This window comes from Pseudomonas sp. D3, assembly GCF_029320995.1.
In the GTDB taxonomy this organism is placed as follows: domain Bacteria; phylum Pseudomonadota; class Gammaproteobacteria; order Pseudomonadales; family Pseudomonadaceae; genus Aquipseudomonas; species Aquipseudomonas paraveronii.
On the sequence record NZ_CP119772.1, the window covers coordinates 5,505,258 to 5,517,269 of the forward strand.

At 61.0% G+C, this 12,012-nt stretch carries 8 protein-coding genes and 1 pseudogene; 3 read left to right on the forward strand and 6 right to left on the reverse strand.

All coding sequences use genetic code 11. The features are described 5' to 3' along the window. Together cyoB and cyoA are read right to left on the reverse strand one after the other, a co-directional pair. Positions 1 to 2,019 carry a cytochrome o ubiquinol oxidase subunit I gene (gene cyoB / locus P3S72_RS25460; protein WP_276194799.1) on the reverse strand — a complete coding sequence of 673 codons (2,019 nt, stop codon included), beginning with the start codon at positions 2,017 to 2,019 and terminating at the stop codon, positions 1 to 3. Between the two features lie 3 nt (positions 2,020 to 2,022). Further along, on the reverse strand, positions 2,023 to 2,964 hold the full coding sequence (gene cyoA, locus P3S72_RS25465; protein WP_276194800.1) for a ubiquinol oxidase subunit II: 942 nt from the start codon (positions 2,962 to 2,964) through the stop codon (positions 2,023 to 2,025). Positions 2,965 to 2,991: 27 nt separating this feature from the next. On the opposite strand from cyoA, the pseudogene P3S72_RS29600 reads away from it, so the two are divergent. Then, positions 2,992 to 3,245 (forward strand): annotated as a pseudogene (locus P3S72_RS29600) (hypothetical protein). Between the two features lie 510 nt (positions 3,246 to 3,755). Here P3S72_RS29600 and P3S72_RS25470 read toward each other — a convergent pair. Then, entirely contained in the window at positions 3,756 to 4,262 is a 507-nt protein-coding gene (locus P3S72_RS25470; RefSeq protein ID WP_276194801.1) for a disulfide bond formation protein B, read from the reverse strand. Positions 4,263 to 4,499: 237 nt separating this feature from the next. Then, positions 4,500 to 5,681, reverse strand: a complete 1,182-nt coding sequence (hmpA, locus tag P3S72_RS25475) for an NO-inducible flavohemoprotein (protein WP_276194802.1) — start codon at positions 5,679 to 5,681, stop codon at positions 4,500 to 4,502. Positions 5,682 to 5,826: 145 nt separating this feature from the next. Here hmpA and norR point away from each other — a divergent pair, with 145 nt between their 5' ends. After that, positions 5,827 to 7,371, forward strand: a complete 1,545-nt coding sequence (gene norR / locus P3S72_RS25480) for a nitric oxide reductase transcriptional regulator NorR (RefSeq protein ID WP_276194803.1) — start codon at positions 5,827 to 5,829, stop codon at positions 7,369 to 7,371. A gap of 199 nt (positions 7,372 to 7,570) precedes the next feature. Here norR and P3S72_RS25485 read toward each other — a convergent pair whose 3' ends face one another. Then, positions 7,571 to 8,482 carry a DMT family transporter gene (locus P3S72_RS25485; protein ID WP_276194804.1) on the reverse strand — a complete coding sequence of 304 codons (912 nt, stop codon included), beginning with the start codon at positions 8,480 to 8,482 and terminating at the stop codon, positions 7,571 to 7,573. A gap of 138 nt (positions 8,483 to 8,620) precedes the next feature. Between P3S72_RS25485 and P3S72_RS25490 the strand changes: the two genes are divergently transcribed. Further along, positions 8,621 to 9,496 (forward strand): AraC family transcriptional regulator, encoded by an 876-nt coding sequence (locus tag P3S72_RS25490; RefSeq protein WP_247405561.1) that lies wholly within the window; start codon positions 8,621 to 8,623, stop codon positions 9,494 to 9,496. Here P3S72_RS25490 and P3S72_RS25495 read toward each other — a convergent pair. Then, positions 9,493 to 12,000, reverse strand: coding sequence for a LuxR C-terminal-related transcriptional regulator (locus tag P3S72_RS25495; RefSeq protein WP_276194805.1), 2,508 nt, complete (start codon positions 11,998 to 12,000; stop codon positions 9,493 to 9,495). The genes P3S72_RS25490 and P3S72_RS25495 overlap by 4 nt on opposite strands. Between the last annotated feature and the right edge of the window lie 12 nt (positions 12,001 to 12,012).

Consider the following 12,012-nt stretch of genomic DNA (forward strand, 5'->3'; position numbering starts at 1 on the left):
TTAAGCCTGTTCCAACGAGGTTTCTACACGGTTGGCCGGGATCTTCTTCTCGGCCACCAGGCGAGCGTGCTGCTCGGCTTCGATGCGCTCGATCGTTTCGACCGGCACCATGTAGCCTTGATCATCACGTGCAGCGTGGACAATGAAGTAGCCGATGGTGCCCACCAGGCTCACGATTGCCAGCCACCAGATGTGCCAGATCATCGCGAAACCGAACACGGTCAACAGCGCACCCATCACCACGCCAGTGGCGGTGTTGTTTGGCATGTGGATCGGTTCGTAGTGCTTAGGCTGCTGGTACGCAGTACCGTCTTCCTTGGCTTCGGTGAACGCATCGATGGTGTTCGCAGTAGGAATCACGGCGAAGTTGTAGAACGGTGGTGGCGACGAAGTCGACCATTCCAGGGTGTGGCCGTTCCATGGATCGCCCGACTCGCACATGTTCTGCTTGCGATCACGCACGCTGACATACAGCTGGATCAACTGGCAGGCGATACCCACAGCGATCATCAACGCACCGACCATGGCGACGTACAGGTACGGCACCCACTCAGGGTTGGTAGTAGCGTTCAGACGACGGGTCATGCCCATGAAGCCCAGTGCATAGAGCGGCATGAACGCGACGAAGAAGCCCGAGATCCAGAACCAGAATGCTGCCTTGCCCCAGCCTTCGTGCAGCTTGAAGCCGAACGCTTTCGGGAAGAAGTAGCTGAAACCAGCGATGTAACCGAATACCGCACCGCCGATGATCACGTTGTGGAAGTGAGCGATCACAAACAGGCTGTTGTGCAGCACGAAGTCAGCACCCGGGATGGCCAGCAGTACGCCGGTCATGCCGCCGATGGCGAAGGTCACCATAAAGCCCAGGGTCCACAGAACCTGGCTGGTCATACGCAAACGACCGTGATAGATGGTGAACAGCCAGTTGAATAGCTTCACCCCCGTCGGGATCGAAATCAGCATCGTCGCCAGGCCGAAGAAGGCGTTGACGCTGGCCCCCGAACCCATGGTGAAGAAGTGGTGCAGCCAAACCATGAAGCCCAGTACCGAGATCGCGCCGGAAGCGTAGACCATCGAGTGGTGACCGAACAGGCGCTTGCCGGTAAAGGTCGAGATCACTTCGGAGAAGATACCGAACGCTGGCAGGATCAGGATGTACACCTCAGGGTGACCCCACGCCCAGAACAGGTTCACGTACATCATTGGATTGCCACCAAGTTCATTGGTGAAAATGTGGAAATCCAGGTAACGGTCAAGCGACAGCAGTGCCAGGGTAGCGGTGAGGATCGGGAACGAAGCCACGATCAGCACGTTGGCCCAGGTGCAGGTCCAGGTGAAGATCGGCATGTCCATCATCTTCATGCCGGGGGCGCGCATTTTCAGCACGGTGGCCAGGAAGTTGACCCCCGTCAGCGTCGTCCCGAGCCCTGATAGCTGTAGCGCCCAAATGTAGTAGTCCACACCCACGCCCGGACTGTACGCCAGGCCCGACAGCGGCGGATACGCAACCCAACCGGTCTTGGCGAATTCGCCGACGCCCAGGGACAGGTTGACCAGCACAACGCCGGATACCAGCAGCCAGAAGCTCAGGGAGTTCAGGAACGGGTAGGCAACGTCACGGGCACCAATCTGCAGCGGCACTGCAAGGTTCATCAGGCCGGTGAAGAAAGGCATCGCCATGAAGATGATCATGATCACACCGTGAGCGGTGAAGATCTGGTCATAGTGTTCAGGCGGCAGGTAGCCCGGCGAACCCTCGGTGGCCATGGCCAACTGGGTACGCATCATGATGGCGTCGGCAAAACCACGCAGCAGCATGACCATGGCAACGATGATGTACATCACACCGATTTTCTTGTGGTCGACCGACGTCAGCCACTCGGTCCACAGGTAGGTCCACTTCTTGAAGTAAGTGATACCTGCAAACAGTGCCAGACCACCCAGCGCGATCATGGCGATGGTCACCATCACGATCGGCTCGTGGAACGGGACCGCATCCCAACTTAATTTACCAAACATCGTTTACTCCTCTGCCCCAGCAGTTGAATGCGAGCCCGTGTCAGAACCTTCAACCGCAGCCACTTCTTTCTTCTCGTGCTTGACCGGCTTGCCTGGTTTCATGCCTTCGTACTTGTCGACGATCTTCTGAAACAGGTCCGGCGTGTACGCGGAGTACGAAGCGGCAGGGTTGTTCTGGCTTGGTTTGGCAAGGGCTTCGTATTCAGCTTGATCAAGCTGTTTAGGTGCGGCCTTGACTTCGGCTACCCAGGCGTCGAATTCTTCCTGGCTCGTCGAGATCGCTTTGAATTTCATGCCGGTGAAGCCAGCGCCGCTATAGTTGGCGGAGATGCCGTCCATTTCAGCTTTCTGGTTGGCCATCAGGTGCAGCTTGGTCTGCATGCCGGCCATCGCATAGATCTGGCCACCCAGGCCTGGAATGAAGAACGAGTTCATCACAGTGTCGGAGGTGATCTTGAAGTTAACCGGGGTATGTTCCGGGAACACGATCTTGTTGACGGTGGCGATACCCAGGTCCGGGTAGATGAACAGCCACTTCCAGTCCAGCGCGACCACTTCGATATTGATCGGCTTGGCGTCGGATTCCAGCGGACGGTACGGGTCCAGTGCGTGGGTGGACTTGTAGGTCACATAACCCAGGGCAATGATGATGAGGATCGGAACCAGCCACACCGCGATTTCAATCTTGGTGGAGTGCGACCACTTCGGCGCGTAAGTCGCGTTGGTGTTCGACGCGCGGTATTTCCAGGCGAAGGCGAAGGTCATGATGATCACAGGAACCACTACCAGCAACATCAGCAGGGTGGCGGTGATGATCAGGTTGCGTTCATCCAGACCGACCTGTCCTTTGGGGTCGAGCAAGGCCCACTTGCAGCCTCCCAGCATTAACATCATGCCAAGCAGCGGCAAAAAGCCTAGTAATCGGGGGTACCTGTTTTTACTCATCTCACGACCTCTAAAGCAGCTTGCGCAATGCAGTTGGGTTTTGATCGCCAACACTTCACCCTGCCAAGGGTTGGCATTTCTCTTCGATTGAATAAGAGCCTGCCCGTGCGCCCTGATTGGACGGTTAACGGACCTGCGGTGAGTTCTTATTCGATTTCGTGGTTAAAGGCCTTGTTACAGACCAATTCCATTTGGTGCGGATAGTTGAAAGGCTGCCGGAACCTGGGGTCGCACAGAGCCATCCATCTGCCCCTCGACCGCTCCAATGCTCAAAAGATTGAACAGCACCGGACATTCAGTGCGGGCGATTGTAGTTAGCTAGCGATGTATAAACCATGTCTTATAAAGAAATAATTTTTATCGATTCCAGCAATAATCCTTCACCTATTTTGCAAAAGTTCGCGATCTTATCGCGTTAGATTCTCAACAAAAACCACAAAAAATGCCGTGTTATAGGGCAAACTGCCACACCCCTTACCCCCTGTAAGGGCCTAAAAAACCGATCCAAGCCCCCATAAAACAAGGCATTAACAGATCACCGAAAGCCTCGAACCGCGCGCCATTCGCGGTGTCGATCAAACGATGAACTGACAGCACACATTCACGACCCGGGGCAAATTCAAGCGGCGGTTCAGCGGCTCAGAAACGTCCTGCAACGGCGTCTGTGTGACAACATGTCGCACGCTGCACACCGTCAAAATTGTCCCGCGTCACTGTCCCTTCATTAATCCCTACAAACAAAAACGCCCCGGCGTTCCCTTGAGAAGGACCGGGGCGTTTCAGTGAACGACTCAGGCTTTGCGTTGGCGATTGCGATAGATACCCAGGGGCACCAGGATCACCGTCAGCACGAACGCCACCAGCGCCCATTGCGCCAGTGACAGGCCGAGCACCGGCGGGTAAGGCGTGCTGCAGAAGCCATCGACCTGGAAGACCAGTGGAAACACCTTCGCCAGGGGCAGGCCGTCAACGATCGGTTGCAGCACATCCACGCCGCAACTGACCTCGGGGAAGAACTGGGTGTACACATGGTGGCCGGCAGCGGCCACGCCGCCCAGGGCACTGAGGACCACCAAGCCTTCAAACAGCGTGATCGCGCCTTTGCTGCGCATGGCCGCACCGATAAACGCAAAGACCGCAATCAACAGCAAGGCGTAGCGTTGCAGGATACACAGCGGGCACGGCGCCTCGCCCAACACCACCTGCATGTACAGCGCACCGCCGATCAGCGCCAGGCAGATGATGCCCAGCAACGCCAGAAAGCGCCGTTCCCTGCCCAAACGCAATTCGTCACTCATCTCCGTATCCCTTTGTTTGATTGTGCCAATGGCCGCAAGTTTACACACAGAGAGTGGTTTAAACAGAGAGGGGTTAACAGGGGGTTAACAGGGGATTAATCGGAGGGAATGGAGCACTAAATGTGGGAGGGGGCTTGCTCCCGATAGCAGTGTGTCAGCTACAGATAAGCTGACTGATCCAACGCTATCGGGGGCAAGCCCCCTCCCACAGTGTGAACAGTGTGAACCTTTAGGTGGTTATTCCAGGGCGGCGGCCGGGCCGAAGAATTCGTAGCGGCTTTGTTTTTCGGGTACGCCCAAGGCTTTGAGGTGGCGCTTGATCGCGGCCATGAAGCCTTTAGGGCCGAGGAAGTACGCATCCAGGTCGCGCTGCTCGGGCAACCACGCCGCGAGTTGTTCCTGGCTCAGCAGGCCGAGCGTGTCCGCCGCAGGGCTCACGCCATCGTCCTCGGCGTAGCAGTAGAAGCGCTTGAGCTGCGGATGCTGGACCGCCAAGGCGTCCACCCACTCCCGAAACGCATGCACCCCGCCGTTACGCGCACAGTGGATAAAATGCACCGGGCGCTGGGTGGCCAGGGCCGCTTCGAGCATCGGCAGCGTTGGCGTAATGCCCACCCCGCCGCTGATCAGCACCAGCGGTTTATCGCTGGCCACCAGGGTGAACTCGCCCGCTGGCGGAAACAGGTCGATCGTCGCGCCGACCTGCAGTTGATCATGCAGGTAGTTGGACACCCGCCCACCGGCTTCGCGCTTGACGCTGATGCGGTATTGGCCGGCATCGCTGAGGGCCGACAAGGAATAGTTGCGGCGCACTTCTTCGCCATCGAGCAGCAGCGTCATACCCATGTACTGACCGGGCGCAGCAGCGAGGATCGGGGCGCTGTCCACCGGGGCGAAATAGAAGGAAGTGATTTCGGCACTTTCTTTCACGCGCTTGAACAGCTTGAACGACCGCGCACCACGCCAGCCACCGGGCGCCTGGGCCTTCTCGTCATAGATCGCAGCTTCGGCGCCGATCAGGATATCCGCTAACTGGCCGTAGGCCGCTCCCCAGGCGCTCATCACCTCGGGGGTGGCAATCTCGCTGCCCAGCACTTCGGAAATCGCACGCAACAGGCAGGCACCCACGATCGGGTAATGTTCCGGCAGGATCTGCAAGGCCACGTGTTTGTTGATGATCTTCGCCACCAGGTCACCCAGTTGATCCAACTGGTCGATATGCCGCGCATACATCAACACGCCATTCGCCAGGGCGCGGGGCTGGTCGCCGCTGGCCTGGTGCGCCTGGTTGAACAGCGGGCGGACCTCCGGGTATTCGGAGAGCATCATGCGGTAGAAATGGGTGATCAGCGCTTCGCCGCCGCTTTCCAGCAGGGGCACGGTGGATTTGACGATGGCACGGTCTTGGGCACTAAGCATGGAGCCTCCTGGGCTTCTTTACTGATTGCCTTGAGGTAATCAGCATTCATGCCAACTAATAAATCGTTAAATTTCAACCAGTTAAATTAAACATAGTCAGTATGACTCCTACGCAATATAGTCATAAGGACTACAAGGAGTCATTATGACTGCGCAATCGCTGCTCACCACCCTGCTCCCCCTGGTCGCCGACCTGTCCCGTGAACTGCCCGAAGGCGAGCGTTACCGCCGCCTGCTGCACGCCATGCGCGCCCTGCTGCCGTGCGATGCCGCCGCACTGTTGCGCCTGGACGGCGAGTCGCTGGTGCCGCTGGCCGTGGACGGCTTGAGCGCCGATACCCTGGGCAGACGCTTCAAGGTCAGCGAACACCCGCGTTTCGCCATACTGCTCAGCAGCCCCAGCCCGACGCGTTTCGACAGCGACAGTGAATTGCCCGATCCCTACGACGGCTTGGTGGACGGCCTGCACGGGCACCTCGAAATTCATGACTGCATGGGCTGCCCGCTGTTTGTCGATGACCAACCGTGGGGCCTGCTGACCCTGGACGCCCTCGACCCCGAGCGTTTCGAACGGGTCGAACTGGATGCGCTGCAGGCCTTCGCCAGCCTCGCCGCCGCCACGGTCAACGTCGCCGAACGCATCGAGCGCCTGGCGTTGCGTGCCGAAGACGAGCACCAGCGCGCCGAAATCTACCGCCAGGCCAGCGGCCAGCAGCACAAAGAGATGATCGGCCAGAGCAAGCCCCACAAACGCCTGGTAGAAGAGATCAGCCTGGTGGGCGGCAGCGACCTCACCGTGCTGATCACCGGCGAAACCGGGGTCGGCAAGGAGTTGGTGGCCCAGGCGATCCACGCCGCGTCGTCCCGTGCAGACAAGCCGCTGATCAGCCTCAACTGCGCCGCCCTGCCGGAAACCCTGGTGGAAAGCGAGCTGTTCGGCCATGTGCGTGGCGCCTTCACCGGCGCGTCGAACGAGCGCCGCGGCAAGTTCGAACTGGCCAATGGCGGCACGCTGTTTCTGGATGAAGTCGGCGAGTTGTCGTTGACGGTGCAGGCCAAGCTGCTGCGCGTCCTGCAAAGCGGCCAACTGCAACGCCTGGGCTCGGACAAGGAACATCAGGTGGACGTGCGCCTGATCGCCGCCACCAACCGCGACCTGGCTGAAGAGGTGCGCAACGGCCGCTACCGTGCCGACTTCTACCACCGCCTCAGCGTCTACCCGCTGCAAGTGCCGGCGCTGCGCGAGCGCAGGCGCGATGTGTTGCTGCTGGCCGGGTTCTTTCTCGAACAGAACCGTTCACGCATGGGCCTGGGCAGCCTGCGCCTGACCAGCGACGCCCAGACGGCATTGCTGGCCTACAACTGGCCGGGCAATGTGCGCGAGCTGGAACATTTGATCGGACGCAGCGCACTGAAAGCCCTGGGAAACTGTCGCGAACGTCCGAAGATTCTCAGCCTGAGCGCCCACGACCTGGACCTGCCCGACGTCAGCGCAGCACTGATCGACCCCCCACCCGAAGTAGCCGCCATCGCCAGCGGCGACCTGCGCCAGGCCACCGAGCACTACCAGCGCCAAGTGATCAACGCCTGCCTGGAACGCCACCAGCACAACTGGGCCAGCGCCGCCCGTGAACTCGGCCTGGACCGCGCCAACCTAGGCCGCATGGCCAAGCGCCTAGGCCTCAAATAACCCAAATCACCCGATCAACCCAAACCCAAACCCAAACCCCAAAAATGCAAAAAATGCAAAAAATGCAAAAAATGTGGGAGGGGGCTTGCCCCCGATAGCGGTGGCTCAGCTACAAATAAGTGACTGACCCACCGCTATCGGGGCAAGCCCCCTCCCACCTAAAGCAACCCCCTCCCAGCTTAAATACCACCCCCCCACCTCAGACCTGCTTCGCCCTGAACCCCGGGTCCACCGGCAAAACCACCTTCCCCCTACGAAACACCAACACATTCCCCACCATCACCAACACCAACCCCGCCAACGCCGGCGCAGTCCACTGATACCCCTCGACAAACGCCGACACATTCAGCGCCACCACCGGAAACAACACCGTGCAATACGCCGCCCGCTCAGGCCCCATCCGCCCCACCAACGTCAGATACGCCGTAAACCCAATCACCGAGCCCGGAATCACCAAATACCCCAACGCCCCGATATACCGCGCACTCCAATCCATCTCGAACGGAATACCGCGCACCACACAATAGGTCGCCAACATCACGGCCCCATACGCCATGCCCCAGGCATTGGTCGTCAACGGCCGCAACCCCGCCTTCTGCTGCAGACTCGAAAGCAGATTGCCCGCCGAAAAACACATCGTCCCCAGCAGCGCCAGGCCCAGCCCGAGCAAGGTCTGCGGGCTGGCGGTGTGCCCCGCCAGCTCCGGCCAGAACAACAGGCCCAACCCCAACAAACCAAGCCCGCCGCCCATCAACACATTGCGCGCGACCCGCTGGCCAAAAAACACCCGCGCATTCAGGGCATTCCACAGCGTCGCCGTGGAAAACACCACCGCCACCAGCCCGCTGGGAATCCACTGGCTGGCCGTGAGAAAACACATGAAATTCACGCAAAACAGGCACAAGCCCTGGGCCAGGCAGATCAGATGCCCGCGCCGGTTCATCACCTGCAACTTGCGACTGAGCAGCAACAGCGCAAACAACACCAGCGCCGCCAGGCCGAAGCGATAGACGATCGACACGGGAATCGCCACCACGCCCAGTTGCCACTTGAGGGCGATCCAGGTGGTGCCCCAAATCAGCACGGTGAGTAAATACAGGAAAAGGTTCATAACAGGCTCCGCTGGTTGAGCCACAGTGTCACCTTCAACCCCTGGCCGGCACTTGCAGATTCTTGCGCTTTTGTCGCGCGGCGGGCTCACAGCACCAGCGGCTCGGAGTAGGATGCAAGGCGTCGGAGAGTACACACCATGTCAACGCTGGAATCCCTGCAAGTCTTTCAAGCCCTCAACCGCTCGCCCCATGCTCGCCTCGAAGCCTGCGCCGAGCTCGGTGACGGCTTGTCTGCGGCGCTGTGGAGCAACCACCACGATTCCCAGGATTACCAGGCACCCGGCCATCACACCTTGTCCTGCTACATCGGCGGCGGCACCGGCACTTTTCGGCGCGACCAGCCGGGCACCAAGGGCGGGCCCGACAAGTTGTGCATCCTGCCGGCCGAGCATCAGTCGGCCTGGGTGATCAACGGCGACATCCGCCTGGCCCATGTGTATTTCAGCCAGGCGCAATTCGCCTTGGGCTGCATCACCCTACTCGACCGCGAACCGCGCGCGCTGCAGTTGCAGGAAAGCACCTTCCTCGAAGACCCCAGCCAGGCGCGCCGCTTTCACCAGTTGATCGCCCTCAACTGGCACGAACCCGCCGAACGCCTGCTGACCAGTAGTCTGGCCCATGAAATGCTCAGCCACACCCTGCTCAGCCAAGTCGGCGCGCGCGACGGGCTGCGCTTGAAAGGCGGGCTGGCGGCGCATCAACGGCGCTTATTGGTGGACTACATCGAGCAGCACCTGGACGACCCCATCAGCCTCGGGCAATTGGCCGGGATGTGCGCGCTGTCGGAATACCATTTTGCGCGGATGTTCCGCCAGAGCTTCGGCCTGCCGCCCCATCAATACCTGTTGGCGCGACGCCTGGCCCGTGCGCAGAGCCTGCTGCGCAGTGGCAGCCTGCCCGTGGGTGATATCGCGTTGATGTGCGGCTTCTCCAGCGCCAGCCACTTCACCCATCGTTTTCGCCAGGCCATGGGCGCGACGCCCGGCGAATACCGTCAGGCGTTCTGCGCTTAACCCATCAAGCCCAACGTCTTGGCCTTGGCCACCGCCTGGGTGCGCCGCTCCACGCCGAGTTTGCTATGGATGCGCCGCGCATGGGTCTTGACGGTGTGCAGCGAGATAAACAACCGGTTGGCAATTTCCAGGTTGGAGTTACCGAGGGCGATCAGTTGCAGCACTTCCAGCTCGCGCTGGCTCAGCGGGTTGTCTGCCGTGCCTGTCGGCGAGGCCTGCGGCTCCAGGCCCAGCTCACTCAACAGCCCGGGCGAGCGTAAACGCAGTTCGCGAATGGCCTGCTGCACCTGGCAGCGCCCCGCCAGTTCCAGGCCATTTTGCAAGGCACGACGCGCCACCGCCGGCTCGCCCAGTTGCCAGGCCACCTCCCCCAGCACCAAGTGCAATTCGGCTTCCAGGCACAGCATGCCGCGTTGGCGGGAGGCGTCCAGCAGCGCTTCAAGCCGCGCCAGCGGTTGATCGACGACGCCCAGTTTGACCTCGGCCAACACCAACAGGTATTCAAGGCGCGGGATCAATTCCAGCGTGGCCGGCGGTGCCTGCTTGGCGCCTGGCCCACGGAAATGGCGGAGTACCCGGCGCACTGCTTCCATCGTCAATTCGGCGCGACCCTGCTGTAACCAAAAGTGCCCGCTGACCAGCAACAGCACCGCGCGGTATACCGTGTCCGGCACCTGGCGTTGCTGCATCAGGCGCTCGGCCTCGCGCAATTGGATAAAGGCCTGGGCGTAATCGCCACGGTTGGCCGCGAGCAACGCCAGGCCGAGAAAACCGTAGAGCACGCGCTTGTCCTGGCTGTGCAAACACATCGTCAAACCGGCGTCGAAACACTCGGCAGCCAAGGCATCCTGGCCTTGGCGCAGAGCCAGATGCCCACGCCGCAGGGCGATGCGTCCGACCAGCGGCTCGGCCTTCAGCCGCTGGTTGAGCAACATCGCCTGCACCTGCTCCAACAGGCTCTGCGCCCGATACGGTGCGCCACGCTGTTCGAGCAATTGAGCGTGATCCAGCTCCAGCAGGGCCTCGAGCAGCAGCGAACCGTGGGCCCGCGCCAGGCACAACGCTTCACGGTTCAGGGCTTGGGCCGCCTCCAGCTCACCGCGCAACAAGGCCTGCTGGGTCAACCCCGACAGGCACATCAAACGTGACGTCCACGCGCTGTCGGGCAATGCCTGCAACGCCTCGAAGAAATGCTCGCGAGCGCCTTGCGCATCGCCTGCCAGATGCAGCAACCACCCCCACTGCGCCTGCCAGCGCGCCAACAGAAGGCGTTGTTGTGCCGCCGACGGTTGCGGGGCGAAACGCGCCAGTTGGCCGATGCACAGCGCGGCCTGCTCGAAGCGCCCGGCGAACAGCAACGCGGCCGTGACCAGCCCCACCAACTGCGCGGAACAGAGCATCAGCTCATCACCCTGCTGCTCATGCAGGCGCAACAGCAGAGCGGCGTTCTGCTGGCGGAACAGGTCTTCGAAGCTGAAGTGCTGCAACAGGCTGACGGCCACTTCGTATTCTTCGGCCAGCAGCGCCTGCTCGAACGCGGCTTGCCAGTCACGCTCGGCGCTGAACCACTGACAGGCCCGTCGGTGCCAGGAGCGTTTGGCCGGCCAGGGTTCATCACGCATCAATTGCGCAAGCGGCGGGAAGACTTGCAGCCAGTCGGCGTCATCTTCCCAGGGCTGGATAAATGCGCCGAGCGCCTGCAAGTCCCGCAGGTACTGATCGCCATCGCCAAAACCGAACAGGTGCTCACACAAGCCCACATTAAAACGCGGCAAATGCGCCAGCACCCGCCAGGCTTCAACCAGCTCTGCCGGCAGGGTGCTGAACAGCTCATGCTGCAGGTAGTCGAGCAAGGTTTTGTCAGGATGGCCGTCGCCGAGCAAGGCGATGCGCACCCCGGCGCACCAGCCGGCGCTGAACTGCATCACGCGCTCGACGCAGTGACCCGGCGCCTGGCCGAGCAGGGCCTGGACTTCTTCGGCGCTGAACATCAGCTCGGCCGCGCTGCACTCCAGCAGTTCATCGTCGAGCAACAGCCGCGGCCAGTTACACGCAGGACGCCGCCGCGCGCCCAGCCACCAGGTCAGCGAAGGGTGACTGGCGGTGAGCAGGCGGTCGAGCAAAGCGTCGAGTTCGGGCGCGGGCAGGCGGCTGAAATCATCGAGAAACAGCCACGCCGACGTCTGCCAGCGGCCGAGATCCTGTAGCAAGGTGGCTTCATCGGTAAACGCCAGGCCCAGGTTGTGCGCCAGGCGCCTGCAGAAATCCACAGGGCTGAGCACCACGCCATTGAGCGGCAACCAGTACACCAGGCAACCCGCCGGCGCCTGCAAGGCACACTCGGCGAGCAGCGCACTCTTGCCACTGCCGCCTGGGGCGCAGAGCAACTTGACGCGAGCCTGCGCCGCCAGCAAGGGCTCGGCCAGGCGCGGGCGCAACAGATGATGGGCGGACAGCCGGGGCATGAATCCAGGACGGTCCAGGCAACGTGTCATGGCGGTCATTGCTGCATCCTG

Coding starts and splice junctions, on each gene's coding strand:
- cyoB (WP_276194799.1), bottom strand. CDS start 2,019: ATGTTTGGTAAATTAAGTTGGGATGCGGTCCCGTTCCACGAGCCGATC.
- cyoA (WP_276194800.1), bottom strand. CDS start 2,964: ATGAGTAAAAACAGGTACCCCCGATTACTAGGCTTTTTGCCGCTGCTT.
- P3S72_RS25470 (WP_276194801.1), bottom strand. CDS start 4,262: ATGAGTGACGAATTGCGTTTGGGCAGGGAACGGCGCTTTCTGGCGTTG.
- hmpA (WP_276194802.1), bottom strand. CDS start 5,681: ATGCTTAGTGCCCAAGACCGTGCCATCGTCAAATCCACCGTGCCCCTG.
- norR (WP_276194803.1), top strand. CDS start 5,827: ATGACTGCGCAATCGCTGCTCACCACCCTGCTCCCCCTGGTCGCCGAC.
- P3S72_RS25485 (WP_276194804.1), bottom strand. CDS start 8,482: ATGAACCTTTTCCTGTATTTACTCACCGTGCTGATTTGGGGCACCACC.
- P3S72_RS25490 (WP_247405561.1), top strand. CDS start 8,621: ATGTCAACGCTGGAATCCCTGCAAGTCTTTCAAGCCCTCAACCGCTCG.
- P3S72_RS25495 (WP_276194805.1), bottom strand. CDS start 12,000: ATGACCGCCATGACACGTTGCCTGGACCGTCCTGGATTCATGCCCCGG.